The following is a 25,623-nucleotide window of genomic DNA, read 5'->3' as shown; positions in this document are numbered from 1 at the left end:
AGTCGCTTGCCTCGAGCCTTTGATGCCTCAGCCAGCTCCTCGAAACGTCTCTGCGGGTCAATAAGAGGTATCGAGAGACGGCGGCAGACCGCGGTAAGGTCCTTGCGCAGCCTATTGGGATCGCAAAGCTCCTGTGGAATGTGCCAACGACTGATGAGCGACTGAAACTCCTCCCTGTAAACCGTCGCTTTGAAAGGGATGCGGAATACGACGAGCTGGCCACCGGTCGAAGCGACATCTCGCTTGAGGCGCCCAAGCAGCGCCTCGGTAACCTCCCATGCACGCTGCGTGTCTGCGGAAGGCGAGCTTTGAAACACGATGAACTCCCGGTAGGACGGCGGCATCTTAGGTGGACTCGCGGAGCCCAACCAAGTCCGCGACATCTGCCCAAATATGTCGGCAAGAGAAGAATAGATGCGAGAATTGGAGCTCATCCACTGAGCTATTGACTGGGCACCGGCCACCCTCTTTGTCGCCTTTGGCACGGGCACGTTGGTCAGCTGGAGTTTCCCACCTTGGAGCTCGAAAACTGGCTTCTGAACGTCCCAATACGTCGCCATAGTGTTCACAACCACGTCGTTGTAGTAGAAGAGCAAGATCACGAGGTCGGGCCGATACTTCTTTCCCTCTGTCTCGAAGAAGAGCAGCTCCTGGTCCGTGCTGTATCCGCCAGTGCCGCCATTTATCACCTCATAATGCGTGCCATCGTTGGGGGCATTTAAGAGATTCTCGAGCTTCCCAGTGAACAGGTCGCGAAGCTCGACCGCATAGCCCTCGCAGTAGGAATCGCCGAGGCATAGCACCCTGAAAACACCAGAACTGGGCTTCTCGTAGGAATACTCCCGACCCCTGAGCCCCTTGGAGTTGATCTTCTTGTGAACCGCATATTCCGGCTGTATGAGAACGCCCTCCTCATTGGGAATCTTGCGCCAGCCAAGCAAGTCATCTGGCTCGTAGAAAAGGGTCGATACTGGTAAGCTCCTGTCCGGGTTGGTCAAGTGCAGCACGAGTTCCGCTATGAGCAGCGCGAAGACCAGCGAAGCGCAGACAAGACACAGGTTTGCGGTGAACCTCTTGACCGACGCGCTGCGACTCACACAGCCACTCCATGAGGATTCGGATACCCAGAGTTCAAGTAGTCAACGGCCCGGCGCGGTGCTCTTGTGTTCGTCCTCAAGCCGCTCCTGTCCATCTGTCTGTTGCTGGTGTCGAGACCCGACACCGCAAAACCCAGACAGTCACGTCTTGACGCCGAAATAGGGCAAGATAACAATCTGAAGCACCAAATAAACAACAATAGCAACTATCAGCCACAACATATTCCTGTTTCCTTTACTCTTCATCCTTTATCATGCCTCTTCAAGACTCTTACTCCGCAGATTCCAATTGCATAGCGAATGTACAATAGCTATTATGCCCAATCCGTTCCAACGAATCTGAAGTGAGTCCGCGATCGCAATGAGAATACTTGGCATATCGGCGTATTTTCGTAATAATAGCTCGACTTTATCCTCACGAGCGCGTTGGCGGACAGGGGTCTAACTGCTTGGCATAATGTGCTGGTTATGACTCATTTGAGGACCAAATCGCAAGGAGAGAATATCTGTGGCGTCCGACAATACAACTGATAAGAGCTGCTTCCAGAAGCACCCGGCAATGACTATCGCTCTATTCACCCTGCTCGCGAGCTTGGTTCTGATTTTCTGTGTCGAATTGGTCCTAGCAATCATCAATGTTGAGAGTCCTCCAAAAAAGACTTCCCCGGGTGTGAAAAGGTGCATCAGACTCAAAGACCTTGGGGCAAATACTTTTAGGCATACAGTCCCGAGCGATGAGTATATGACTAAGTGCGATACTCTCGTACAAAAGCAATACATTCTGAGAACGGACGATGATGGGTTTATTATGCCCTCAAAAAGGCATGACCATCCAGATCTCACACTGGTCTTCTTGGGTGGGTCTACGACGGAGTGCGTATATGTGAATGAGGAAATGAGGTTTCCTTATTTGGCAGGACATGTTCTGGAGGAGAAAACCGGCAAGAAAGTCAATTCATATAATGGCGGGGTAAGCGGCAATAATTCGATGCATTCAATCAATGCCCTGATCAATAAGGTCGTCCCGCTTAAGCCCCAGATAGTTGTAATAGAGCATAATATAAACGACCTGGGCATTCTACTGTATGAAGGCACGTATTGGAATGACAATCCTTCCAAATCTCTAGTGCAAGTACAGATACCGAATAAGCCGGAGGCTTCACCGATCATATGTTTCAAAACGCTTGTGCGAACGGCTATTCCCAATATCTACGAAAGAATGTGGCGCATCAAGAACAAGCTAAGGCGGCGCGCTCGAGTCGATGAATTTGCACACATAAGAGGCAAGAAACTTTCCATGAACAAAGGTAAGCTGATCTCGGAGTTCGAGATGAGCCTGAATATGTTTATTTCAGTCTGCAGAGCAAGAGGGATCACACCCGTTCTGATGACTCAGGCGAATAGGTATAGGGACAATCCGGATGAGATTGTCCTTAGGAAATTGGACCCACTCTTCAGCCTGGGGATAGGCTATTCCAATTACAAAGACGTATATGATGCGTTTAATGATACCGTAAGAAAAGTGGGTCGCGTGAACGATGTCCTAGTCATTGACCTAGCGACGCAAGTGCCTCAAGAGAGCAAGTGGATGTATGACACGATTCACCTTAACAATGCCGGATCCAAGCTCGTCGCGTCCATCATAAGCAAGAAGTTGATGAGCCTTGCTTGGATCCGTGAAAAGGCAGGTCCACTCCCACAGACGGGACAAACACCATGAAAATACTTGGCATATCAGCATTCTATCACGATAGCGCCGCAGCGCTCGTAGTTGATGGCGAGGTGGTTGCAGCCGCGCAGGAGGAGCGCTTCACGCGGAAGAAGCACGACTTTAGCTTCCCCAAGAACGCGGTGAAATACTGTCTTGAGCACGTGGGCATATCTGCCCAAGACCTGAACTATGTCGGGTTCTACGACAAGCCGTTCCTGAAGTTCGAGCGGCTCCTGGAGACCTATCTGTCCTACGCTCCTTGCGGCATTCGCTCATTTCTGAAAGCGATGCCGTTGTGGCTGTCGAGCAAGCTCTGGATAAAAGACGTCATAAAAAAGGAGCTTGACTACGATGGCGAGGTCCTGTTCACAGAGCATCACGAATCGCATGCGGCCAGCGCCTTTCTCCCATCGCCCTTCAACGAGGCCGCGATCATAACGATGGACGGTGTTGGCGAGTGGGCCACCTCGAGTTACGGCGTCGGCGAGGGCAATCAGATCAAGATCATGGCGGAGCTGCACTTCCCGCACTCGCTCGGCCTCCTGTATTCTGCCTTCACCTATTACACCGGCTTTAGGGTCAACTCGGGCGAGTATAAGGTCATGGGGCTGGCGCCATACGGCGAGCCAGAGTTCGTTGACTTGATTCACGAGCTGCTAATCAAGGTCCAGGACGACGGCTCATTCATCTTGAACATGGACTACTTCAACTACTGCGCCGGCCTGACGATGACAAACAAGCGCTTCCACAAAGCCTTTGGCGGCCCGCCAAGGAAGCCCGAAGCGCCCATCCGGCAGCGCGACATGGACCTCGCCCGGTCCGTTCAGGAGGTTACGGAGGAGGTCATGCTCAAGATGGCCAAACACGTCCACAAAGTAACGGGCATGAAGAACCTCTGCCTCGCCGGCGGCGTGGCGTTGAATTGCGTTGGCAACGGGCGGATATTGCATGAAGGCCCCTTCGAGAACATTTGGATACAGCCGGCGGCGGGCGATGCGGGAGGCGCCCTGGGCGTTGCTCTCTTTATATGGCATCAATGCCTCGGCAATCCGAGAGAGGCGGACGGCGTTACCGATGCTCAGAAAGCCTCGCTGCTTGGGCCGGACTTTTCGGACGATGAGATCGAGGCGTTCCTCAAAGAGCAGGGCGCCAAGTTCAGCAGGCTTGCGCCGAACGAGCTGCCGAAGGCCATCGCGAGACTCGTTGCGAGCGAAAAGGTCGTCGGCCTGTGTCAGGGCCGGATGGAGTTTGGCCCGCGGGCTCTCGGGGCAAGAAGCATCATAGGCGATGCGAGGTCCGAAGAGATGCAGAGCATTATGAACAGGAAGATCAAGTTCCGAGAGTCGTTCAGGCCGTTTGCCCCGAGCGTCCTACGGGAAGACGCCTCGGACTACTTCGAGATCGGTTGCGAGAGTCCTTACATGTTGCTGGTGGCGCCCGTCAAGAAGGAGCGGCGAATCGAACACCAAACCGCGAAGAGCCTGTTTGGCCTGGACAAGCTCAGACTTAGACGATCAGACGTCCCGGCCGTTACCCACGTCGATTACTCGGCAAGGATTCAAACCGTAGATAAGAAGGACAACCCGCTGTATTACAGCATTATCTCCGAGTTCAAGAATCTGACCGGCTGTCCCGTGATAATAAACACCTCGTTCAACGTGCGAGGTGAGCCGATTGTGTGCACTCCCAAGGAGGCATACCGGTGCTTCATGCGCACCAGAATGGACTACCTTGCCATGGGTTCTTTCCTTTTAGACAAGGACGAGCAGGCTCCCTGGGAAGAGAAGATTGACTGGCAAAAGGAGTTTCCACCGGACTAATGAGAAAGAGACTATCCGTAGGCGAGACAAAGCAGATGAGGCTCGTCGCAGGGGTCTTGCTTGCGCTGGTTGCGTTGTTGACTGTTATCAGATACTGGTTGCGTGGCTACCCGACCGGAACTCCCATAGGGCTCATACTGGTCGCGGCAACGGCCGTTGTGTTTCTGTTGTCGCTTGTGTGGCCTGGACCGTTGGCGCCAGCTTTCAGATGCTGGATGGTGGTGGCTCGGGCAATCGGGTGGTTCAATGCACGGCTACTGCTTAGCCTTGTCTTCTACTGTATGTTCACGCCAATTGGGCTCGTAATGAGATTGATGAGGCGAGACCCATTGCAGAGACAGTTCAATCCTGACAAGATAAGCTTCTGGGTACTCAAGGAAAAATCCAAAGACGGCCTTGAGCGTTACACGAGGCAGTTTTAATGGGGCTATCGTAGGAACCTAAGACATGGGGAAGATAGGTATAGCGAAGGAGCTCTGGCAGTTCCTCAAGGTCAGAAAAAAGTTCTGGCTGTTGCCGATCGTTTTTGTGCTGCTGCTTATGGGAGTGGTCATTATCTTCGGTGAGAGCTCTGCGCTGGCACCGTTCATCTACACTTTGTTCTAGAGATTATCCTGAAAGTAGGTTCGGGCCGTTTGAGGCGGAGCTGTTTTGCCCCTTGCGGAGCGGCGGGGAAGTGGTCTGACTGACCTACGACCTGGGGTAATAGATTGACTCTCTTCAGCAGGGCTCTTTGCTCCAAATAAGGAGATGCTATCATGCAAAACAGGGCTAAATCATCAATCGGATGGCTTGTTATCGCTGCGGTCTTTTTTCTGCTTATCAGGCTTGTTGTGCGGCCTGGCGTAACCGTCATCTTCGGAAAAACTCTCTCGCCCCTCCCGTATCAGTTGATTTGGGCTGTCCTGGCGACGCTGGGCATTTGGCTATGCACCGTCCTTTACAGAAACGTCTCTCGCATCAAGGAGCTTTCCTCGTCACTGGACAGCTTCAGGGACTCCCTCATGCGGCAGGAGCAGGAGACTCAGGCCGCACTGCATAAGCTAAAAGAAGCACTGGCGCACCTGAGTTTCGACCAGCTCAAGCGAGAGGGTAAGTTCAGGTTCACCAAAGACACGCCGCTCACCGAGGCGCTCGCAGTCCATCCTGACGTGGCAAAGCTCCTGTTCGAGCACGGCCTTGCCTGCGTTTCCTGCCCATCGGCGGCAACGGAGACAATAGGGCAGGCCGTCGAGGTTCACGGCATGGACGTTGAGCCGATTCTCGAGGAACTGAACAAGCTTCTCAAGAACTGAGGTCAGATTCGGAAGAGCCATCTGCCCAGACCGACCGTGACAGCCGATGAACTCGAGACAGCCTCTACATCAAGCACTGCTCAATAGAACGCGTGATAACTGCCCATGAAAAGGCGACTTTCACCGCCTCGATATTGCCGGCGAAATCTACGCTCGCCCGCTCCCGGCTGAAGCGCAAAACTGCGTCCGCTATGGCGTCTGGCTCCTCGCTTGGAACGACATAACCCGTCCTCCCATCGTGAACAACCTCGGGCAGTCCACCAACGTCGGTTGTGATGACAGGTTTACAAAATGCGTAGGCTATCTGGACCACGCCACTCTGAGTTGCCTCACGATATGGCAAGATGACAATATCGGCCGCCGTGAAATAAAGTGCCACTTCATTGTCCGGAACGTATCTATCGATGATTCTTATGTTTTGCTGGAGCGAGGCGCGCTCAATCATCCTCTCGTATTCAACGCGTTTCTCCCAGAACTCTCCGACTATCAAGAGCTCCGCGTCCACGCATTTACACACCTTTGGCATCGCCTCGATGAGCAGATCAAGCCCCTTGTAGCGCCTCACAAACCCGAAGAAGAGTAGGACAAGTTTATCCTTAGAAATCCGTAGGTTATCTCTGGCCTCCTCACACGTCATTTCATGTTCCCCGGCGCTTGCGAAGAAGTCGTATGTCGGATGAAAGTGCTTCATAACGCGGACGGTCGGGACCGCAGACCGGACGAGGGCCATCTCCCGGTCGGAGTGGACGATGGCGAAGTCTCCCCTTTTGAGAAGCATCTTGACCAGTAGGAGATGAACCCTGCTGACATCGTGCGGGATCACGTTGTGGCAAATGAACAGGACCTTGGCGCTCGAGTGGCGCCTCACGCTAGAGACGATTGCGAGAAAGGGCGGAACGAGGAATGTAACCCAAAGCGGGACGATGAGCATGTCGGGCTTCATGGCCGCGATCTTCTTGGCCGCCGCTATCCAGGTCAATGGGTTCATAGTGTCGAGGGAGAAATCGACGTTTGGCGGGGGCTTAAGCGCTCCGTTCTCGACGACCTGTGACTTTCCGGGAAAGAGCAAGCTGGGGTAGAGCCGCGAGAAGGAGATGACGTTCACCTCGCCCTTGTTTTTGAGCTCTTCAGCAAGCAGTGTTGTGTAGTGGGCTATTCCGCCCCTAAGCGGAGCGACCGGCCCCATAATGCAATACGAGTTCATTGTCGTCCAGATACATAGCTTGCCCCAAAATCAGCGCCCCATCGGCTCGTCGTCTTCTGCCTCGCGGACGCTAGCCGCTGGCACAGCTGAGGTCCTCAGGGAACGGGGCTATAAGGCCAACTGTCATCTACTCATCGCAAAAGAGGAAGCGGCGGGCAGCCACGTCTTATGTTCACACCTACGGTTTGACATACATCTCATCAATGATACCAACAATGACAACGTTCACAGGAGACCCCGGAACGCCCATCGCCATCGAGGCGGACCCTCCCTCCCTGAGCACCAAAACCCGATCGCCCACGCCAGCACCAACGGTGTCCACAGCCACCATCTCGTCCTGGGTTGTTTTGCCATCACGCCCCAAGCTTCTGACGATCAGAAGCTTCCGCCCTACGAGCTTCTGGTGCTTACGTGTCGCGACCACCGTTCCGATTACTTCAGCGGCAAACATTTCTATCTGCTCAGTTGGCTATTGGCTGTCATAACGAACCTATCATCTTGTGAATCTGCGGCATCACGCGAACGTCCCTCAGTTGCCTCGCACACACGTCGAACAGCTCCAAGATGTGCCGATAGGAGACCGTCAGTGCACCGGTGCTGTCCGTGACTGGCTGCAAAAAAAACGGCGCCTCGTGGAATGTCCCCGCTACCATCTCGGCGGCTCGCTGGACTTCCCTGGGCTCGGTGGTGTCGTCTATCGCGATCTTGATGAACACTTGCTTGTGTCGTGCCGCTTGCAGAAAAGCCTCGTGGCGGTCCCAGAGGTCGTTGCGGCCAGATGTGCTTGGCAGCTTAATGTCTATGGAGATGACGTCCAGAAGATTGAGCAGTCGGCCGAGGCTCTCGTGTTCGACGCCGTTAGTCTCCAGTAGAATCGGGACTTCAAACGGCTCAATCGCCTTCAATAATTCCCCCAAAAAACCTGGCTGCTCAAGTGGCTCGCCGCCGGTCACGCATACGGCGGAGATCGAGGATGAGCTCTTGATGAGCGAACCAAGCTCCTTGACTACCGTCGCCACCGATATTGGGTTCTCAAGTTCCTTGATGACGGTGCCTGTACCCCGAAGCACGCGAAATAGGCCATCTTGCTTCTGCGCGTATCGCGTGTCACAGTATTTGCAGCCGAGGCTACAGCCGGCGAGCCTTATGAACGCGTGATGATAACCCGCAAACAGACCCTCGCCCTGAATGCCCTCGAACAGCTCGGCCAAATAGCCCACAGCGGACTCGCCCGCCGTCGTTCGAGACATCATTCAGCGTTGCTCCCATACTCGCCGACTCCGCGCACGAGCGCACGGGCCTCCTGAATGCTATTATCCTCCGCCACATAGCGCCTCATAACGTTGGCTACGAGAGTCTCGAGGGTTTTCCTAGGTAGAAGCTCCGACACCCCAATCGCTTCAACAGGTGCGCCGCGAGCATCGATGTTGACGCCGAGATGAATGAGGCACGAGACAGGGCTTGCCGTGGCGACGCTTACAGTCAGCTTTCTGCCGCTCACAAAAAGGTCATCCCCTTCTCTTTCTACGAATCTCTCGCTCTTCTTCTCGCGGAGCCTCGTGTTCACCTCCTGCTGGAGGATCGATACAAGTAGTCGCTGTCTCAAGATTGCCCTGTCCAGGTCGGCATCGAAGTGCTCAACTATAAAGTGCAGCATCTGCCTGCTTACTATCTTGAAACCAGCAACAAGGTCCGCGACGTCAACCATGCACTCCGACTTCACGTTACACGAACCCACAAATGCAACAACGGAATCGCCCACTAGTGAGGCGGTTCTGAACGCGAAGTGGGAAGCCAGCTGGCTTCCGTCGTAGTCAATTCTCTTCGGGATAAACGCCCATCTCATTTGAGAAACCTCCGATTCATTTTTCCCTTGAGCTCACCGGTGAGCCCGTCCGATGCGCAAAGCTCCGAAATGGCCTTCTTGAGGCGCAGGCAAGACATGCACTCGCCGCACATCGTCTCATTGCCCTCGTAGCAGGAGTAGATAAGTTCCACCGGCGCTTCGAGTGCGATTCCCATCTTGAGTATCTCCGCCTTGCGGAGCCCAATCAGCGGGCACATGAGCCGAACAGACGAAAGCGTCGAGAGCTCAAGAGCGCTGTTCATCCTCGCCACGAACTCATCACTGTTGTCAGGAAACTGCTCGGCCTCTTCAACGTTGAAGCCAGCAACCACAACCTCGCAGCCCAGGGCCTCGGCGAACGCAGCGGCAATAGAGACTAACACCATATTGCGATTTGGCACCCACACGCTCAGCAGACCGTCGGTCGCTTCCGAGGGCCGCTCCGAGGAATCTGCGGTCGTGTGTATGTTGATGGCCTCATAGCTGCGGCAAAGCTGGGCGAAAAAGGGTAGTCTGATGTGCGACACCTCAACCTTGCAGCGACTCGCAATGGCAGTGACAGAGGTGGCCTCCATTCTGGACGCTTTGTGCCCGTATCCAACGAAAATAGCCCTCGTGACGTTGTATTCGCGGACCGCCCACGCCAGCGAAACCGTCGAATCCAAACCGCCAGAGAGCAGAACGATCGCCTTTTGGCGCGGTGACATGTATCTCATACCTCCCAAATGGAGAATATATAGCCCCGAAGCCTACTCAACAACCCGCGAGGCAGATTAAGAAAAGAAGGAATATCTCCTTCTGCCCGCCGGTATGAATAGCGGGCTACTCGCGGTTACAACCGCCTGAGTCGGACCAGCGTATCTTCGCTATCGCTACTCCCAAGTCGCGACCGTCATCGCTGATACCCAACTTTCTGGGGTTGAAGGCCCGATCGACGCAGATTCTGAGTGCGACCTTGTCACCGGGGCGCGTGTTCAGGTCAACCGACACTTCCCGCCAGCGGTCACGTGTTAGTTGAATCGACCTTTTCGCACTTGCATTTGTGTAAATAGTAGCAACAACAGGCCTCTGGTCAGCGTCTGGGTGTGCGCAGAAAAGGGCAAAATGCAGGACATCGCCCTTGGCGGTAATGGTCATCTTGGCCTCTTTCTGCATCCACCAGAAGCGGAACTTGCCATCCCACACCTCCTTCTTGTAGATGCCGTAATCAAACTGCCAGCCCAGCATCTGCCTCCTCTGCTCGACCGAAAGGGGGCCAACAGATTCGATGAGGAAGATAGCCGATACTGCGGCTATCGCTGCGGCAAGAAGCCATGGCATCACCTTTGCCCGGCCGTTTATGCGACCACGAAGGTCTCCGTGCTGACTCAGAAAATGGCCCGACACAAGCACTATTGCAATCGAGACCGCCAGCAAGTAGTTGAACTCAAAGAAGAGAACGTGCGCCCCGAAAAGGAGCGAGACGAATGAGGCCAGGACGCCGAGCGCTACGGACCCGGCGAGCTTTTGCTCGTCCTGGAGCGTTGCGGCAGAGTTTGCGCAGAGCAGGCGATAGCCCGACCTTACCACCTCCGAGGCGAACAGCAGGACCAGGAAGAGGCCCAGAATGCCCAGCTCTGATGCGATCTGGAGCGGCAGACTGCCGGCCGTGTCAATAACGAACAGTTTTCCGACGTTGAGGAAGTAGTAGTTGGGCAGCTCCAAGATGTACGCTCCGAGGCCAACACCTGTCCAGGGGAAATCTTGGCACATCCGAAGCGCCTCAGGCCACTGGTGCACCCTGTGCTGCAAGAGAAGCGCGAGGGAATCCGTGGTCGGCTCGCTAATCATCATCAGCGCATCACCAGCAACAGGAAGCCGCCCCAAATGCGATATGTCCAACAAAAACAGCATGACGAGCATGATGGCAGCTAGGACGGCGAATCCCCGCAACGAACGTTTGGCCAAAGGCCTTGTGCCTTGACTCCTTCTAGCGAGGCGCCCGAGCCAGACAGCAAGAGCGATGAAGAACAACATAATACCTAGCACGCCCGCCCGGGACCTTGCCAGAACAGTAACCGCGATCGACAGAAGCGAACATACAACGAGAAACCGCTGTGCGCGGGCCTCAGAGGTCAGGATGAGTCCGATGCAATATGGAAGGATGAGCGCCGAGCAGACGCCCAGCGCGTTAGAATCGGTATAGGTACCGGTGATGAACCCGATAACTAGCAGCTTATGCGAGAGCAACTGCCAGAGCGCGAACAGGTTTGCCGCCGACCCGGCGATCACGAGGGCCCAGGCGATCTTCTTGCCAATTCGCAGCCGTTGTGCGGGAGCAAGACCACTGAACTGACGCCAGCCAATAAGCAGCAGGGCGATTCCTGTGATATAAGTTAGCCCAACCGTTACAGTGTTGTTGACCGCCTCAGTTGTGAGCGTCCCGATTGAGTTCACGATCCAGTCGTGAAATGTCCCTGCGGAAAATGGGAAGAAGTCCATTAGCCTGAGGACAGTAATCGTGCCCGAGGCGGCGATTAGCGCCGCGAATCCCAGCAGGATAATCGTGAAAGGGAGACGTCTGCTAGTCGGCTCACGTTTCGAGACGACAGCTCTCAACATGCTGCCGCACGAAAGCCCCAGGAAAGCGAAGAGGAGAACGGAGATCGAGGGCGAACCGCAGACGCGAGGCACAATCCCCGCAAGGGGTATGATGAAAACGAGAAAAACAAGTGCTTTAAGAACGTCAAAAAACGCGACGGCGGCAGTAATCGCAAAGAGGGCAGCGACAGCCAACTGGACGGCCACCGGGCCGGGCGTCATCGCCCAGAACACATATCCTAACGCAAGGACACTGACGGCCAGAACGAAGTATCTTATGCCGCTATTGGCAAACACGGTGGTTATCGACCAGCTAGAAACAATGCCGAGCCGGCTCTGGCGTTTTGGTCATTCAAAGCCCGACGCGAGGAATTTCTGGCTGAATTGCGGAGCTCACAGGCGCCCGTTTATTCAATGCCTTTGAGAACGTCATCAAACACCTGGAAGGCCCCCTTGCTCCACAGAACGAACCGAACCTCCTTAAGAGATGTCTTCCGCTCCGTGAGGAATCTCTTTGCCTCGCCAAGCATTATCTCAGCGCATTCTCGCATCGGGAAACCGCCAACGCCGGTGCCGATGGAGGGGAATGCGATGCTCTCAAGGCGAAGCTCGTCGGCACGCACAAGCGAGTTTAAGGTGCTGCTCCTGATCTTGTTCGCGTCAGTAGCAAGGTTAGGCCCCATACCCGCCGCATGGATCACATATCGAGCCGGCAGCCGACCCGCGCCAGTTGCGACCGCCTCGCCGATCGGGATTGGCCCCTTGGCGACCGCCTCGTCCTCTATCTCCCTTCCGCCTCGACGCTTGATAGCGCCGGCCACGCCAGCCCCCATCCAAAGGGCACTGTTGGCCGCATTGACCACAGCATCGGCATGTTGCTCGGTGATGTCGCCCTCAACGAGCTTGATCACCTTGTCCTTCAGAAAGACTTTCTCCATTGCCCCATCCTCCTAATTGCAGTCGTCGTGCCCACTACGGGCACGCAATCTTGACCATCGGCCCGTTCTTGAGCTCTCTCAGGACTCCCAGAGCCTTCGAGCAAACCAAGCCTCAATCGCCTTCGTTAGCGGCATCCTGCGCTCGCTCGCCGGCACTTGAGATACGATCCGAGGCCCAGGTGGTCCCTGATAGCGCTTGAACTCACTTCTCATAAATCTCGATAAGGCGTTCCGAACCGCCTCCTCATCGTGGCCAGCCTTGAGCAGCTCCTCGAAGCTCCTCCCCTCATCAACATACCCTTCGAGTATCGGGTCAAGCGCCTCATAGGGCCCCAACGACTCGGCGTCGGTCTGATTCGGCCTCAGCTCCGCTGAAGGCTCCTTATCAATGACTTGCTGGGGTATCACCTCGCGGCCCGCCTCGGAGTTTATCTGATCAGCAACGTCATAAACAAGCGTCTTCGGAACGTCTGAAAGAGGCGCGAATCCCCCAGCCATGTCACCGTAGAGCGTCGCATACCCGACCAGCCTTTCTGACCTGTTGCCTGTGCATAGTACGAGGTGTCCGAGCTTGTTCGAGAACGCCATAAGAATCGTCCCCCTCACCCTGGCCTGGAGGTTTTCCTCGGCAACGTCCCGCTCGTTTCCCGCAAAATGCTCCCTCAATCCGGCCATGTATGCGTCATAAATTGGCTGTATCGGGACAACCTGTGTCTCAATTCCAAGATTCGAGGCCAGTTTCTGCGCATCCTCGGCACTTTCGGGGGCCGAGACCTCGCCAGGCATGATCAGGCCCAAAACATTCTCCGGCCCGAGCGACTGAGCGGCCAGTGCCGCGACAACCGCGGAATCTATCCCACCCGAAAGCCCGACAATGACCTGCGAGAAACCGTTTTTGATAACAAAGTCGCGAATGGCGAGGCACAACGCCTGCTGAACATCCTCCACTTCATCTTGCACGCGGTTCTGCCCGGCTGGTTGCGGAATCTCCACCACGAACAAGCCATCTTTGCAGAGCGGTGCACGCCAGATCACCTCTCCTAACGAGTTGGCCGTGAAGCTCGCCCCATCGAAAACTAGCTCGTCCTGCCCACCGACCAGGTTAGCGACAAGGACATCCACATCCACCTTGGACGCCAACTCGGCTATCTCAAGAGAGCGTGTCCCAAACTGACCGATGCGAAACGATGCAGCTATAGGAGCAATAATTAACGAGGCGCCCTTGTCCACTAGCCTTTTGCTGGCGTCCCGCCGCAGGACCTCATCGCCTATGAGAATACCCAAAGGCACACCGTTCACTTTCAAAGGCTCTGATGGCTCTCCCGGCTTGAAATACCGCCGCTCATCGAAACCGTCGTGGGCCCCAAGCGTGGTCTTGTCGATTACCCTCCTGATTCGGCCATCAAAGATAATCGCCGCGGAGTTGTAGAGATTGACGTCTTGGCCCTCAACTCGCCAGTCCACGAAGCCAACAACGGCTACTATCTCGCCCACGTTGGCGGCAATCTCCTTAAGGGCTGATATCTGGCTGCGGACGAAATCAGACCTCAGGACAAGGTCGAAAGGCAGGCCGCCAGCGACAGACATCTCGGGGAAAACTACAACGTTACAGTGGAGCTCTTGCGCCTCTTGAGTCATGGCGATTATCTTCTCAGCGTTGCCGGGGAAATCTCCAAGTTTGACGTCTATCTGGCCGACAGCGATCTTGAGCCGATTGTGCCACGCATTGTCTCTAGCAATCTTAACCATTCTTCAATATATTCCATATTCCATAAGTTGATGATAACTCTGAAGTCACTGGATTGATCTCCGACAATATAACGCACCGGCAGCCGACCAGTCAATTGGAAGCGCCAGTTCTCCGCTCGGCTGCCCACTAGAGCGGTTGCGCATTCTGCGCGTGCGCATTCGGCGCGTGCGCATTCGGCGACCGAAAGTGCCCAGGCCATCACAGACGCGCGAGCAATCCTAATGGACGGCTAGTGCGCACTCCCGCACCGTTCAAGAACGCATTTTCAGCTTGACAAGGCGGAGGTGGATGAACAATATTCATAAGTAAGGCCATAGAATGCGCCTGGGGATGCGCGAGCTTCCACGCAGAGGCGCAGACCTTTTGAGGGGAGCGATGAGAATCGCAGAGATTTCTCGGAACAGTTTTGGGGATGATGAGGCCGACGAGGCTGACTTTTCAGCCCTCGCCCGGCTGCATTCGGATTTCAGGCTCGGCCACAAGCTGACACGTCAGGCGCGTCTCAACACCGTTGCTCGTTCAGCAAGCCCGACAACGTGTTTCATCGGGAAGCGCGGGGGGGCACAGCCGGCCACAGACCACGAGGCCCTCCCATGGGTCCCGCCCGCCATCCGAATATGGCATCAAGCAAAGAGCAAATATCCTATTGGGAGAACAGAAAAACACAATTATTATTCTTATATGTAAAAAGGAGAACCGAGATGCGATCTAGAATTATTCTATTGGTGTTTGCATTGGTCTTTGTTATGGCGGCTTCGGCTGAGGCGGCGTCGTTCTGGCCGATGTTCCAGCATGACCCGGCACATACAGGCCTCTCCCCTGTCTCGGTGTCAAGCAACCCACGTATCCTCTGGAAGATGAGGCTACAAAACCTTACTGAATCCCATCTGTTGCTCGGCGAGGACGGCTCCGTGTGGACTGTTTCTGATCTCGCAGTGACCAATATAGGCAGGTTCGGCGGGGTGCGCTTTCGCTTTGAACTTGAGCGGTCCGGTGGGGTGGGCATTAACACGCGGGGAGCGGCCGCCGTTCTAGCCGATGGCGGACTGGTGTGTGTCGGGTCGCACCAGGATGGCCCTAGAGAGGGAGCGCCCGTTGTCTATGGGCTCAACAGGGAAGCGAGCATGAGATGGAGTCTGGAGCTGGAGGGGGATACAAACCACAAGTCGCTGCTGACGCTTGGGAACGATGGCACTATCTATCTCGGGCTTGGAAATCCGCAAGACGCTGCAACCGCACGCCTATATGCCATCTCACAGGAAGGGCAAGTTCTTTGGTCGTATCAGCCGCCGGCGGCGATTACAGGAGTCCCTGCGGTTGGCACAGACGGTACAATCTATGTGGGCTGCCAGGCCGCGATATTCTGCGCCATAGACCCACCAGGCGTCTTGAAGTGGTCGTACGATGCCGGGGGGGGCGAACAAGCATCATGTGCTCCCACAATCGACGAGTCCGGAAACGTGTATTTCCTGGCGAGCCGGACAGGGCTCTTCGCGTTCAGAAACGACGGTTCCCTGATCTATTCGTATCCTGCTGTGCGCTATTGCTATACAAGCCCGGTGGTCCTGCCGGACGGGTCTATTGCCTTCCTTTCCACATCACCTGACGGTCCGACAAACAATCTGATTTGCCTCAATCAGGATGGCAGTGAACGATGGGTAACGCAGATACCGGGCTCGACCATTCTGGTCAGTCCGATTGCCGACCAGAATGCGAACATCTATGTCGCCAGCTATTATGGCGATCCTCCGCTGTTCACGTCCTATCTGGGAAGAATTGGTGCCACGGGGACGCTTGAGATGTTGCACTCCCAGGTGGGGAGTGCTCTGGCCGGTCCCTGCATTAGCTCGGATGGAACTATATACTGCTGGATGCAGAATTGTCTTCTTGCTTTGGGAGAACCGACTGAAACATCCATCGGTGTTTCTACTGATTTCCTTTCCTTCAACAATTCGCCGGATCTGGTCCTCACGATTTCACTATCGCTGATGAATCCTGGGGAGGAGAAGGATGTAGACTGCTACGTGGCATATCGGCGAACCGACGACGAGTGTTTGCGGTTCTGGCCGTTTTGGCTATCCGATCCGAACTTGTCCGTGTTGAGGTTCACTCCCCTCCCTCACGGCGCGTACTTCCCAGACGTGCAGCTTTCACGTTTAAGGGGAGATTGCTTTCAGCCCGGGACCTATCAGGCATTGGCGGGCCTTTTCGAGCCCGGTACCTTCAATCCGATTGCAGAAATAGCCTGGACGGTGTTTGGCGTTACGCCCGCCACATCATTCGCCTCTGACGGGCAAGTTGCAGACCGTGGGCAGTCTTACTCAATGGTCAGTGATCCGAGCGTATCCATCTCCGTGGCAACTGACAAAGCCACATACTACGCTAGCGAGGTTCTTGACCTTTCTCTGAGCTTCGAGAACTTGGGTGAGGCTATAGACTGTGACCTTTATATCGCGGCGACGCTAGATGACGACCCGGACGGGACTCTGTTCTTCTTCCCAACGTGGCAGACCGACCCGGGCTTCACGAACATATCGTTCCTCCCGCTCGGTCAGGGCGCCTCGCTTCCGGACTGGACGATAATCCACCTTCCGCTTCCCGATGCTCTTCCGAGGGGAGGCTACAGGTTCTTGGCGGCGTTCTTCTACCAGGGAACGTTCAACCTCGCCAGCAACGTGGCCGAGGCGCACTGGACACTGATGTAGGGGTATAGGCCGGGACAGGGGAGGCGCAACGCAGAAGCGAATCTGACAAATAGGATCAAGGGCGGCAAAATCTGTTTTTTCACCTTGACAAGGCCGGTCCGGATGGAGTATATTTATAGTAAGGTCGCAAAATGCGCCTGGGGATGCGCGAGCTTCCACGCAGAGGCGCAGACCTTTTGAGGGGAGCGATGACGGTAGCTCGGAACAGTTTTGGGGATGACGAGGCCAGCGAGGCTGACTTTTCAGCCTTTGCCCGGCTGCATTCGGATTCCAGGCTCGGCCACAAGCTGACACGTCCGGCGCGTGCGCTCAACAGCGTTGCTAGTTCGGCAAGCCCGGCAACGTCTTTCATCGTAATTCTTCTCGTTCTCCCTCTCTGTTTACCGTTGTCGGTTTGGCTGGTCTGGCAACCTGCTTCGTTGGAAAACGCGGGGGGGGGGGCAGCTCAAGCCAAAACCCGGCCTTATAGATTATGTTGAAGTTTCACCCTCTTTTTACGCTTCCACCCGGGCCTTTCCTGCTCTATGCGGGAAGAGGGCCCGTGGTTCAATCAGACCACGAGGCCCTCCTATTCGCCCCGCGTGCCATTTTTTCAAATGGCAGCTGTTCAGCGGAACAATCTCAACTTAGAGACAGTAATGCAACTTTTTCAAGAAATAGATAGGAGAAACTAAAGTGCACAGAAAAGTGAGAATAACGGCAATTGTCGGCTTGGTCGCTGCGTTGGCCGTGCTGGCTTTCGCCGGATCGTTCTATAACGAGGGCGCAGTGTCTCCCACGAGTGGCCGCGCAAACATGACCATTTTCACCTACACAGTTCAGTATGCGCTGAGTCCTGGGCAGGACCCGCCGGATGTGTACGCGGACATCACGAAGGGCGGGGTCCCGTACGGCAGTTACATGATGGCCATCGTGCACATCGGGAGCATAATCGTTGATTATAGCTACCAAACGACGCTGCCCGCTGGGACCGACTGGGGCTTTCAGTTCCGGACTGAGGATGACACAACGCTTGCGCATCTAGGGCCAAGTGTAGAGTAGCTCGCACATAGGACTTCGACAGAGTTGGCGGCGGGGCGCTTGCGCCTCGCCGCCTACAAATAAACTGGCTCGTAAGAGCTGGCAAAATTAGACGGAGGTTAAGAATGCGAAAGAATATCTTTTGCTTGTCATCTGTTCTGTTGTTGGTTTTTATGTCGTGCGCGGGAGCGGCGTCGTTCTGGCCGATGTTCCAGCGTGATCCGAGCCACACGGGGCTTGCCCCTGTCTCGACGGGACACCCACTAGAGCTTCTCTGGGCCGTAGAGGTAGAGCACCCCACGAAGGAGTCTCACCTAGTTGCGGCTGATGGCGGCGGCGTGTGGTGCACGCAGAACGGACCAATGGGAACAATGAGGTTCTCCAGGGACGGCCAGATAGTCGCACGTGGGCCAGCCACCCTGGGTCAAGGCAGTCCCGCTGTTCTATCAGACGGGACACTGATCATCGCCAGCAGTGTGCGCGATCTAGAGGACCAGTCCATCGCAGCGCTGTCCGCGATTGCACCAAACGGCGACGTTCGGTGGGAGCTTACATTAGGGAAGGTGCTGAACCTCCACTATTCGTTCCTGACACTGGGCGAGAACGATGAGATATACGCTGCCTGCCCCTTCTGCCTATATGCCGTGCGGCCAGGAGCAACCAGTGCAACCATTGAGTGGTCCTATGCGTGCGAGAATCTGATCAGCACGATTCCGGCCGCGGCCAGCGATGGGACGGTTTACTTTGGGACCGGCAACATCGGCGCAAACTCCAGGCTATACTGCCTGAATAGTGACGGGACACTGAATTGGACGTTTCAGCCGACAGAAGAATACGGAGGGAAGCCCTACGCTTTGAGCTCCGCGCCCACTCTCGACGACGCTGGCCACATCTACTTTGTCGTGTCGGGCAATGCTCTATATTGCTTGAACAGCGACGGGTCGGTTGACTGGTCGTTTCCGTTGCAGGAGGGATTCTGCTACACCAGCCCGATTCTGATGCCGGACGGCTCGGTTGTGTTTTACGAGATGCAGAACTGGGGCAGCTACACCGACGAATGGCGGGCGACCGTGACCAGACAGCGCCCCGACCTGGGCGGCGCCTCCGTGAAGCTGCCCACAGACCAGGCGCCGCTTTCAAGCCCCGCGGCGGATGCGGACGGCAACGTCTTTGTCAGCTTTTTCAGCTGGGATGCGAGCACGAGCACGAACACGTTCGAGTTCGGTCGTGTTAACCTCCCGTTGGAGCGTTGGGCCGGCAGCTACGAGCCACTCTACTCCATGTCCGGCCACTTCGGCGCAGCCGGCGGGCCGTGCATTGACGCGGACGGGACGGTTTACTGTCTGGTCGGCGACAAGCTGGTGGCGTTCGGCGAACGCCAGGGGCTAACGATCGGGATTCAGACCAACTTTTCAACATACGCCGGCTGGTCCGATTCGTACGCGAATGTGTCCTTACAGATCAGGAACTCTGAGATGGCCGCGCCTCTCGACTGCTACGTCGCCTGGAAGCAGCCGGATAAGAACGAGCTTTTTTTCTATCCGTTCTGGACAAACGACCCCTGGTTGGCCGCGATGCAGTTCAGGCCGCTACCTACCGACGCCTTTTTCGAAGAGATCGAGATCGCGCACTTTCCGCTCAAGACCTTGGCCCCGGGCGGGCACAAGCTCTACACAGCATTTTTTGAGCCGAACACGTTCAGCCTTGCGAGCGACATCGGCTCCTGCGAGTTCATCGTCTATGGCGCGCCGACGAGGGGCGAGCCAGGTGATTACTCGACGGCGACTGCTCCGCAGCTTGCGCTCAGCGGCGACCAGATGGGGACGCCGCCGACTGTCGCTGTCCGGACAAATAAGGAGGCGTACGCCGCAGGCGAGGTTCTTGACCTCTCGCTGGGCCTGGAGAATCAGGGGATGGGCATGTTCTTCGACCTGTACATAGCGGCAACCTTAGATGACGACCCGAACGGCACCCTGTTCTTCTTCCCGACATGGCAGACCGACCCGGGCTTCACGAACATATCGTTTCTGCCGCTCGGCCAGGGCGCCTCGCTTCCGGACTGGACTATCATGCACCTTCCGCTTCCGGATGCGCTTCCGAGGGGAGGCTACAGGTTCCTTGCGGCGTTCTTCTATCAGGGAACGTTCAACCTCGCCAGCAACGTGGCCGAGGCGCACTGGTCGCTGATGTAACCCGGATAATTGACAGATGTCAGGCTTGCAGATGCATGGCACGCTCTAAGGAGGCTGTCAACTAAGTCGGTTTCTACGGGGATGACGCAGCGGGGTATGCCACATGCAGGGGCAGGCCTTGTGTCTGCCCGAATATATAGATGGGCGGAGGCAAGCCCCGCCCCTACATAACCTCAGACCCGACTTTTCGGACAGCCTCTGAAGTCAAAATGGCATAGCAAGAGGTGTGCATGCACGATGGCGCGCCCCTACGACAGGTTGCACAGCCCGCTTTGGGCCCTCTCAGGCGGGACCTCTGCTCGGCGCGCCGGACTGGGCGTCCTGCCAGCGCTTGATGCGTCGATGAACCTTCCTGAAAAAAAAGCGCGGGTGGACGATGTGTCGTTTGATGCGACTGCCGAGGCTTGTGTATCGTTCCCTAGCGCTTCGAAGTCCTTCCTCTAGGTCATCCGTGGAGAGCGCCTCTGTCCTGATTACGGCCACTTCAGAGCCATCGTATTTGGAAAAATCACGAGACATGAGAAAGCCTTGTTTTTCTAAATCCTTGAAGAAGGCAGTGCCCGGCCAGGGCGTTGCGATAGAGAACTGAAGCGAATCGGGATCGAGGGAAAGCGCGAGACCGATCGTCTTCTCCATGGTGTCCCTGGTCTCTCCGGGCAGGCCGAACATGAACGTCAGGTGGACCCAGATGTTCATCTGCTTAGTGAGTTTGACTACCTGCTTTACCTTCTCGAGATCGAGCGCCTTGCCACAGCGATCGAGTATCTCCTGCGAGCCGGACTCCACGCCGTATTTGAGACCACGCAGCCCGGCCCTCTTGAGCGCGGTCAGCAGCTCCCGGTCCATGGTGTCGGCTCTTGCCATGATCGCCCAGGGAACCTTGAGGCGCCGCCGGTCGATCTCGGAGCACATTTCAAGGATTCTCTGCTTGCCGATGTTGAAGGTGTCATCATCGAAATAGATTGATTTGAAGCCCATCTCCTTGACGAGGTATTCCATCTCATCGACGATTGCGACCGGGTCTCTCGCTCGATATGTGTTGCTGCCATACATTATCTGTGGCCATGCGCAATAGACGCACTTGTAGGGGCAGCCCCTCGAGGCCCACATCTGCACGCTCGGCCTGGGTATCTCGCCCGGCGTGTCGCAATAGACATCCATCGGTAGAAAATGCCTCGCCGGCCAGGGCATCTCGTCTATGTCCTGCACAAGTGGCCTGTCGCGAGTGAAGACAATATCTTTATTGGACCGATAGAGTATGCCAGGAACGTCAGAAAGGGGCTGACCAGAGGTGAGAGCGCCCACGAGGTATTTCAGCGTGCATTCGTATTCGCCCTTCATGACGAAATCCACGCAGTCATGCTGCTTCAGGAACTCGCGCTCGAACATGTATGTATGAAGGCCGCAGAAGGCTATCTTGGCGTCAGGGCAAAGCTCCCGAACGTTTCTGGCGCAGGCGAGGTCAACCTCAATGGAAATGGTTGAGACCTCGAGCACTACGAGGTCTGGGCGAAACTCCTGCACTCGGCCCAGGAACTCATCGTCGGTCATCTTCTCGGCTACGCCATCCACCAACAGCACATCGACGCCCTCCTGGCGCTCCAGGAGGGCCGCGGCATAAGCCAAGAAGAACGGGAACGGCATGTATTGACTGTCAGAGGGCTGGAAATGCGGCCACCTCGAGCCGGCCCGAACACCGTAACAGCCGTCCTTATACCAGGGGGAGTTCCCAAGAAAAACCCTCAAGCGAACCTCCCTTCACTCAAAACGATCGGTACAAAAAAGGTGGCAGCTTGTTTCGCTGGCTGCTTATTTCGATGTGTTTGCAGAACATCATTTTGCCGCGCGCTCGGCAGCGTTTCTTAGCTGGCGGCTCGTTGCTCCCGATACCTTCTCATCCTACGATTTAATCTCTTCCAGAAGAGCCTCGGATGAGTGATGTGTCTCTTAACGCGATTACCGAACTTGCTGAATGCCTCCCTTCGGGAGCAGACATGCTCGTCCCAGAGCCTGTTGGCCTTCTTAAGCGCCGCCTCGAGGTCATCCTTTCCCAGCATATCGGTCTTGATGACAGCAACGTTGTATCCATCATACTCAGCGTAATTGCGTGAGAGAAGGTGGCCTTCCTTCTCAAGCTGCTTGAAAAACTTGCTGCCCGGCCACGGGGTCGCGATAGAGAACTGAAGCGAGTCCGGGCTGAGAGAAAGCGCAAGCTCAATAGTCTTGTCCATCGTCTCTCTGGTCTCACCGTAAAGGCCAAACATGAACGTCAGGTGAACCCATATCCCCATGCTCTTGGTTAGGTGCACCATCTCCTTGACTTTTTTCAGGTCAAGCGCCTTGCCAGCACGATCAACGATCTCCTGCGTGGCGTTCTCGACGCCGAACTTGAGCCCCTCCAGTCCGGCCTTGTCAAGAGCCACAAGCATCTCCCGGTCCATCGTGTCGGCCCTGGCCATGATAGCCCACGGCACCTTGAGGCGCCGCCGTCCGATCTCGGAGCAGATTTTGAGGATTCTCTGCTTCCCAATGTTGAACGTGTCATCATCGAAATAGACTGACTTGAATCCTATCTCCTTGACGAGGTATTCCATCTCGTCAACCACTTTGATGGGATCGCGAGCTCGGTATTTTTTGCTGCCATACATTATCTGCGGCCATGCGCAATAGACACACCCGTAGGGGCAGCCTCTCGAGGCCCACATCTGCACGCTTGGCCTGGGTATCTCGCCCGGCGTGTCGCAGTATTCGTCCATCGGCAGAAAATGCCTCGCCGGCCAGGGCAGCTCGTCTATGTTCTCAATCAGCGGCCTATCACCCGTGAAGACCACCTCGCCGTTGGAACGAAACAGGATACCCGCCGTGCCGCTGAGCGGCTGGCCGGCCGCGAGCGCTGAGACGAGCTCGCGTAGGGTGTACTCATACTCACCCTTCATGACCAGATCGACCTCGGGATGCTGCTCGAGGAAAGCAGGAGCGAACATCTCCGTGTGAAGGCCACAGAAGACGGTTTTGGCGTTGGGGCACACGCTGCGAACGTTTCTGGCGCAGGCCAGGTCAACCTCAATGGAGATGGTCGAGACCTCAAAGACGACAACGTCGGGCGCAAACCTCTGCACGCGACTGAGAAACTCGTCGTCTTCGATTCCCTCTGCGATGCCGTCAACGAGCAGCACGTCGTGCTTTTCCTGCTCCAGCACAGCCGCGGCGTATGCCAAAAAGAACGGGAACGGCATGTAATCCGTACAGGACCTCTCGAAATGCGGCCATCTAGAGCCGGCTCTGACGCCGTAGAAGCCCTCCTTTCGCCACGGCGAGTTCCCGAGAAAAACCCTCAAATCAACCTCCCGTTACTTCAGTTCCACAATAACAATGACCGTCCTACGACGACCCACACGTGAACTCCTGAAAGTCGCCCGCAGCAACTATCCGCCCGGCGAACTCAAGCGCGGCCTGTGCCACGCATTCGCAGCCGTCTGCGGCTGCATCCGAGAAATGCACCAAAATCAGCCGCTTAACATCGGCCCGTCTCGCCACGATGCCCGCCTGTCGGGCAGTTGAATGGCCGAAAAGCGGGCCATTCTCTCTGTCCGCAGCGCAGAACGTGCTGTCGTGCAAGAGGTCATCCGCACCCGCTGCTAGACGAACAACGCTCTCACAAAGCATCGTGTCCGAAGAATATACCATACTTGCGCCGGTCGTCTTCTCCACGAACTTCACAGCCAATGTCTCCGGCCCATGTTCAGCCGGACTCGTAAAAATCTGAACACCTGAGCCCTCGAAAAGCAAGTGGTTTCCCTCAAGCGAGACCGGAATGAGTGAGATTAACTCGGACAGAGTACCCCTCTCCCAAAAAGACAGGAGCAGCTTGCTGGCGACTTCGACTGTCTCAGGCGGCGCGAAGATCGGCATCGGGAGATGGCCGCCTCCACTGATCTTGAGGGCATGAACGAGCGACGGGAGGCCGTAGATATGGTCCGGATGCCTGTGTGTGATGACGAGCAGGTTCAGGTCCTTTAAGTCGCAGTTCACCCTGAGCAACCGCTTGACGGGGCTGCCGCTGCATTCGATAAGAAAGAGCTCATTCTGAGACCTGACAAGTAACGACAGATTGTCTCTATCCAGCGTGGCAACAGCGGCGGAAGTCCCAAGCGTCCAGAATCTCACAACCGCCCCTTTGGGGATAGCAACGGGCCCTTGGGGCATGGAAGTCCACATTTTGCAGATACTGGGGAGGCTGCTGCACAGATCGGCGCAAACAGAGCCACGGCCTCGAGCTCAGCGCAAATGGTCTGGGGCACTGGCTCTTGCCTCATGTGCCAGGGCACAACGCGTTGCCCAACGATCCCGCGCCGCCGAGGAAGAAACCGAGAACCACGTAGAGAAAAACACCCCAGCCATCAATCTCAAACAGGTTCAGAAGAGGTAATCGGAGCAGCACTGCCAGAAGGACTACAAGAGTCGCAAGGGCGGTCGTCAAGCCTGTTCTTAGCACTCTTGGGAGGGACAGCTCGTAATAAGAAGGTTTGGTCGGGGCCTCCTGGGTTTGCGGACCGTTAACTCGCTGGGAATCGCTCAGGGAGGCAGGTTTTGGACCGGCCGCAAGTTGACAGAGCGCGAATACAATCGTAACGAGCGAGAAGACTTTGCCAATCGGTGAGTCATCGCCGGCCGGGGAAAGGATGAGCTTCAGAATGAGGCACAGGCCAATCACAACGCCCAGAGCGACCGGAATTGAGACCAGTGGGCTCTTGGAGACTCCGAGCGAGAACGACGCAGAGAACGTAGCTATCGCCCCGATGAGGCCGCAGGAGGTAGTGAAAACGGCGACTCGAATCGGCGAGTCGAAGAAATCCCGAGGTGAGACGAGGGACATGATGACCACACACAAGAAGCCGCTTATGACACCTCCAACCTGACCAAACGCGCCGACGCAGACTGAGCGCTTCAGGCTACTCACTTTCATGATGAGGCCCTCTTGACCATGGGTCGCCTATTTCTTGCTGATCAGCATCCAGGCGTTCTCGGTGATGATCTTCGTCTCCCGGATAGGCTGCTTGAAGAACCACTTGACTCGCTTTGCCCAGTATCTCGGCCTGAAGTAAAAGCGGTTGTAGCATCGCCTGAACAGACGTCCAAGCTCCTCGTCAGTGAGCACGTCGTGTTTCATCAGGGCGAACCCCTGATGTAGATACTCGTCCCAAACAGTGTGAATGATTCTACCCTCGGCCAAGCCCTCCTCAAAAATCTCGCTGCCAGGAAACGGCTTCATAATTGTGAACGTCACCACGTCTGGCGATATCTTGCACGCGAAATCTATCGTCGCCTCGATGTCCTCGACCGTCTCGCCGGAAATGCCAATCATGAAGCTGGCGTTGCTCTCGATCCTGGCTTTGCGGCACATATCCATCGCCTGGGCAGATTGCTCAAGCGTGATGCCTTTTTTTATCTTCTTGAGCGACTTC

22 protein-coding genes are annotated in these 25,623 nt (G+C 55.8%); 8 read left to right on the top strand and 14 right to left on the bottom strand.

The window, feature by feature from the left end; all coding sequences use genetic code 11:
- A partial coding sequence (locus tag VM163_04475; protein HUT03129.1) for an SGNH/GDSL hydrolase family protein occupies nt 1–1,097 on the bottom strand: 1,097 nt, incomplete at its 3' end.
- A gap of 508 nt (nt 1,098–1,605) precedes the next feature.
- On the opposite strand from VM163_04475, the gene VM163_04470 reads away from it, so the two are divergent.
- The 5 genes from VM163_04470 (at nt 1,606) to VM163_04450 (ending at nt 5,923) form a co-directional block, all read left to right on the top strand.
- A complete protein-coding gene (locus tag VM163_04470) occupies nt 1,606–2,817 on the top strand; it encodes an SGNH/GDSL hydrolase family protein (protein ID HUT03128.1) in 1,212 nt (403 codons plus the stop codon).
- Nucleotides 2,814–4,628: a carbamoyltransferase gene (locus tag VM163_04465; GenBank protein ID HUT03127.1), complete on the top strand. Its 1,815-nt coding sequence runs from the start codon at nt 2,814–2,816 to the stop codon at nt 4,626–4,628. Before VM163_04470 ends, VM163_04465 begins: the two co-directional genes overlap by 4 nt.
- The gene (locus tag VM163_04460) at nt 4,628–5,050 is read left to right on the top strand and encodes an SxtJ family membrane protein (GenBank protein HUT03126.1); all 423 of its coding nucleotides are present in this window, start codon (nt 4,628–4,630) and stop codon (nt 5,048–5,050) included. Before VM163_04465 ends, VM163_04460 begins: the two co-directional genes overlap by 1 nt.
- A gap of 25 nt (nt 5,051–5,075) precedes the next feature.
- Complete coding sequence (locus tag VM163_04455; GenBank protein HUT03125.1) at nt 5,076–5,234, top strand: DUF5989 family protein; 159 nt, start codon at nt 5,076–5,078, stop codon at nt 5,232–5,234.
- A gap of 152 nt (nt 5,235–5,386) precedes the next feature.
- Nucleotides 5,387–5,923 carry a DUF1858 domain-containing protein gene (locus VM163_04450; GenBank protein HUT03124.1) on the top strand — a complete coding sequence of 179 codons (537 nt, stop codon included), beginning with the start codon at nt 5,387–5,389 and terminating at the stop codon, nt 5,921–5,923.
- A gap of 64 nt (nt 5,924–5,987) precedes the next feature.
- Here VM163_04450 and VM163_04445 read toward each other — a convergent pair whose 3' ends face one another.
- The 8 genes from VM163_04445 to VM163_04410 form a co-directional block, all read right to left on the bottom strand.
- Complete coding sequence (locus VM163_04445; GenBank protein ID HUT03123.1) at nt 5,988–7,127, bottom strand: glycosyltransferase; 1,140 nt, start codon at nt 7,125–7,127, stop codon at nt 5,988–5,990.
- A 178-nt stretch (nt 7,128–7,305) separates the two neighbouring features.
- Nucleotides 7,306–7,578, bottom strand: a complete 273-nt coding sequence (locus VM163_04440; GenBank protein HUT03122.1) for a EutN/CcmL family microcompartment protein — start codon at nt 7,576–7,578, stop codon at nt 7,306–7,308.
- Nucleotides 7,579–7,606: 28 nt separating this feature from the next.
- Nucleotides 7,607–8,380, bottom strand: coding sequence for a 7-carboxy-7-deazaguanine synthase QueE (locus tag VM163_04435; GenBank protein HUT03121.1), 774 nt, complete (start codon nt 8,378–8,380; stop codon nt 7,607–7,609).
- Nucleotides 8,377–8,973, bottom strand: a complete 597-nt coding sequence (locus VM163_04430; GenBank protein HUT03120.1) for a DUF366 family protein — start codon at nt 8,971–8,973, stop codon at nt 8,377–8,379. The genes VM163_04435 and VM163_04430 overlap by 4 nt, the downstream gene beginning before the upstream one ends.
- Entirely contained in the window at nt 8,970–9,689 is a 720-nt protein-coding gene (queC, locus tag VM163_04425) for a 7-cyano-7-deazaguanine synthase QueC (GenBank protein HUT03119.1), read from the bottom strand. The genes VM163_04430 and queC overlap by 4 nt, the downstream gene beginning before the upstream one ends.
- Before the next feature lie 106 nt (nt 9,690–9,795).
- On the bottom strand, nt 9,796–11,850 hold the full coding sequence (locus VM163_04420; GenBank protein HUT03118.1) for an O-antigen ligase family protein: 2,055 nt from the start codon (nt 11,848–11,850) through the stop codon (nt 9,796–9,798).
- 110 nt (nt 11,851–11,960) lie between these two features.
- Nucleotides 11,961–12,491 carry a macro domain-containing protein gene (locus VM163_04415; protein ID HUT03117.1) on the bottom strand — a complete coding sequence of 177 codons (531 nt, stop codon included), beginning with the start codon at nt 12,489–12,491 and terminating at the stop codon, nt 11,961–11,963.
- 78 nt (nt 12,492–12,569) lie between these two features.
- A complete protein-coding gene (locus tag VM163_04410; protein HUT03116.1) occupies nt 12,570–14,240 on the bottom strand; it encodes an NAD+ synthase in 1,671 nt (556 codons plus the stop codon).
- 702 nt (nt 14,241–14,942) lie between these two features.
- Between VM163_04410 and VM163_04405 the strand changes: the two genes are divergently transcribed.
- The 3 genes from VM163_04405 to VM163_04395 all read left to right on the top strand — a co-directional run bounded on the left by VM163_04405 (nt 14,943) and on the right by VM163_04395 (nt 20,158).
- Nucleotides 14,943–16,946: a PQQ-binding-like beta-propeller repeat protein gene (locus VM163_04405; GenBank protein ID HUT03115.1), complete on the top strand. Its 2,004-nt coding sequence runs from the start codon at nt 14,943–14,945 to the stop codon at nt 16,944–16,946.
- 675 nt (nt 16,947–17,621) lie between these two features.
- Nucleotides 17,622–17,987 carry a hypothetical protein gene (locus VM163_04400; protein ID HUT03114.1) on the top strand — a complete coding sequence of 122 codons (366 nt, stop codon included), beginning with the start codon at nt 17,622–17,624 and terminating at the stop codon, nt 17,985–17,987.
- 104 nt (nt 17,988–18,091) lie between these two features.
- Nucleotides 18,092–20,158 (top strand): PQQ-binding-like beta-propeller repeat protein, encoded by a 2,067-nt coding sequence (locus VM163_04395; protein ID HUT03113.1) that lies wholly within the window; start codon nt 18,092–18,094, stop codon nt 20,156–20,158.
- Between the two features lie 282 nt (nt 20,159–20,440).
- Here the strand turns inward: VM163_04395 and VM163_04390 are convergent, their stop codons facing one another.
- From VM163_04390 to VM163_04370, 5 genes are all read right to left on the bottom strand, one after another.
- On the bottom strand, nt 20,441–21,904 hold the full coding sequence (locus VM163_04390; protein ID HUT03112.1) for a radical SAM protein: 1,464 nt from the start codon (nt 21,902–21,904) through the stop codon (nt 20,441–20,443).
- A 116-nt stretch (nt 21,905–22,020) separates the two neighbouring features.
- Nucleotides 22,021–23,496, bottom strand: a complete 1,476-nt coding sequence (locus tag VM163_04385; GenBank protein ID HUT03111.1) for a radical SAM protein — start codon at nt 23,494–23,496, stop codon at nt 22,021–22,023.
- Between the two features lie 43 nt (nt 23,497–23,539).
- Entirely contained in the window at nt 23,540–24,364 is an 825-nt protein-coding gene (locus VM163_04380) for an MBL fold metallo-hydrolase (GenBank protein HUT03110.1), read from the bottom strand.
- A 106-nt stretch (nt 24,365–24,470) separates the two neighbouring features.
- Nucleotides 24,471–25,124, bottom strand: coding sequence for a hypothetical protein (locus VM163_04375; GenBank protein HUT03109.1), 654 nt, complete (start codon nt 25,122–25,124; stop codon nt 24,471–24,473).
- 27 nt (nt 25,125–25,151) lie between these two features.
- Nucleotides 25,152–25,623 (bottom strand): hypothetical protein (locus VM163_04370; protein HUT03108.1); only part of this gene is annotated, 472 nt, incomplete at its 5' end.

This window comes from bacterium (assembly GCA_035527515.1).
GTDB lineage: Bacteria > B130-G9 > B130-G9 > B130-G9 > B130-G9 > B130-G9.
The sequence above is the reverse complement of the archived record's forward strand: the minus strand, read 5'-3'. Positions and strand labels throughout refer to the sequence as shown.

Excerpts from the sequence above, each read along its gene's own strand:
- VM163_04430 (HUT03120.1), bottom strand. The coding sequence starts at position 8,973 with ATGAGATGGGCGTTTATCCCGAAGAGAATTGACTACGACGGAAGCCAG.
- VM163_04460 (HUT03126.1), top strand. The coding sequence starts at position 4,628 with ATGAGAAAGAGACTATCCGTAGGCGAGACAAAGCAGATGAGGCTCGTC.
- VM163_04455 (HUT03125.1), top strand. The coding sequence starts at position 5,076 with ATGGGGAAGATAGGTATAGCGAAGGAGCTCTGGCAGTTCCTCAAGGTC.
- VM163_04380 (HUT03110.1), bottom strand. The coding sequence starts at position 24,364 with ATGCCCCAAGGGCCCGTTGCTATCCCCAAAGGGGCGGTTGTGAGATTC.
- VM163_04395 (HUT03113.1), top strand. The coding sequence starts at position 18,092 with ATGCGAAAGAATATCTTTTGCTTGTCATCTGTTCTGTTGTTGGTTTTT.
- VM163_04405 (HUT03115.1), top strand. The coding sequence starts at position 14,943 with ATGCGATCTAGAATTATTCTATTGGTGTTTGCATTGGTCTTTGTTATG.
- VM163_04375 (HUT03109.1), bottom strand. The coding sequence starts at position 25,124 with ATGAAAGTGAGTAGCCTGAAGCGCTCAGTCTGCGTCGGCGCGTTTGGT.
- VM163_04435 (HUT03121.1), bottom strand. The coding sequence starts at position 8,380 with ATGATGTCTCGAACGACGGCGGGCGAGTCCGCTGTGGGCTATTTGGCC.
- queC (HUT03119.1), bottom strand. The coding sequence starts at position 9,689 with ATGAGATACATGTCACCGCGCCAAAAGGCGATCGTTCTGCTCTCTGGC.
- VM163_04465 (HUT03127.1), top strand. The coding sequence starts at position 2,814 with ATGAAAATACTTGGCATATCAGCATTCTATCACGATAGCGCCGCAGCG.
- VM163_04415 (HUT03117.1), bottom strand. The coding sequence starts at position 12,491 with ATGGAGAAAGTCTTTCTGAAGGACAAGGTGATCAAGCTCGTTGAGGGC.
- VM163_04440 (HUT03122.1), bottom strand. The coding sequence starts at position 7,578 with ATGTTTGCCGCTGAAGTAATCGGAACGGTGGTCGCGACACGTAAGCAC.
- VM163_04450 (HUT03124.1), top strand. The coding sequence starts at position 5,387 with ATGCAAAACAGGGCTAAATCATCAATCGGATGGCTTGTTATCGCTGCG.
- VM163_04410 (HUT03116.1), bottom strand. The coding sequence starts at position 14,240 with ATGGTTAAGATTGCTAGAGACAATGCGTGGCACAATCGGCTCAAGATC.
- VM163_04445 (HUT03123.1), bottom strand. The coding sequence starts at position 7,127 with ATGAACTCGTATTGCATTATGGGGCCGGTCGCTCCGCTTAGGGGCGGA.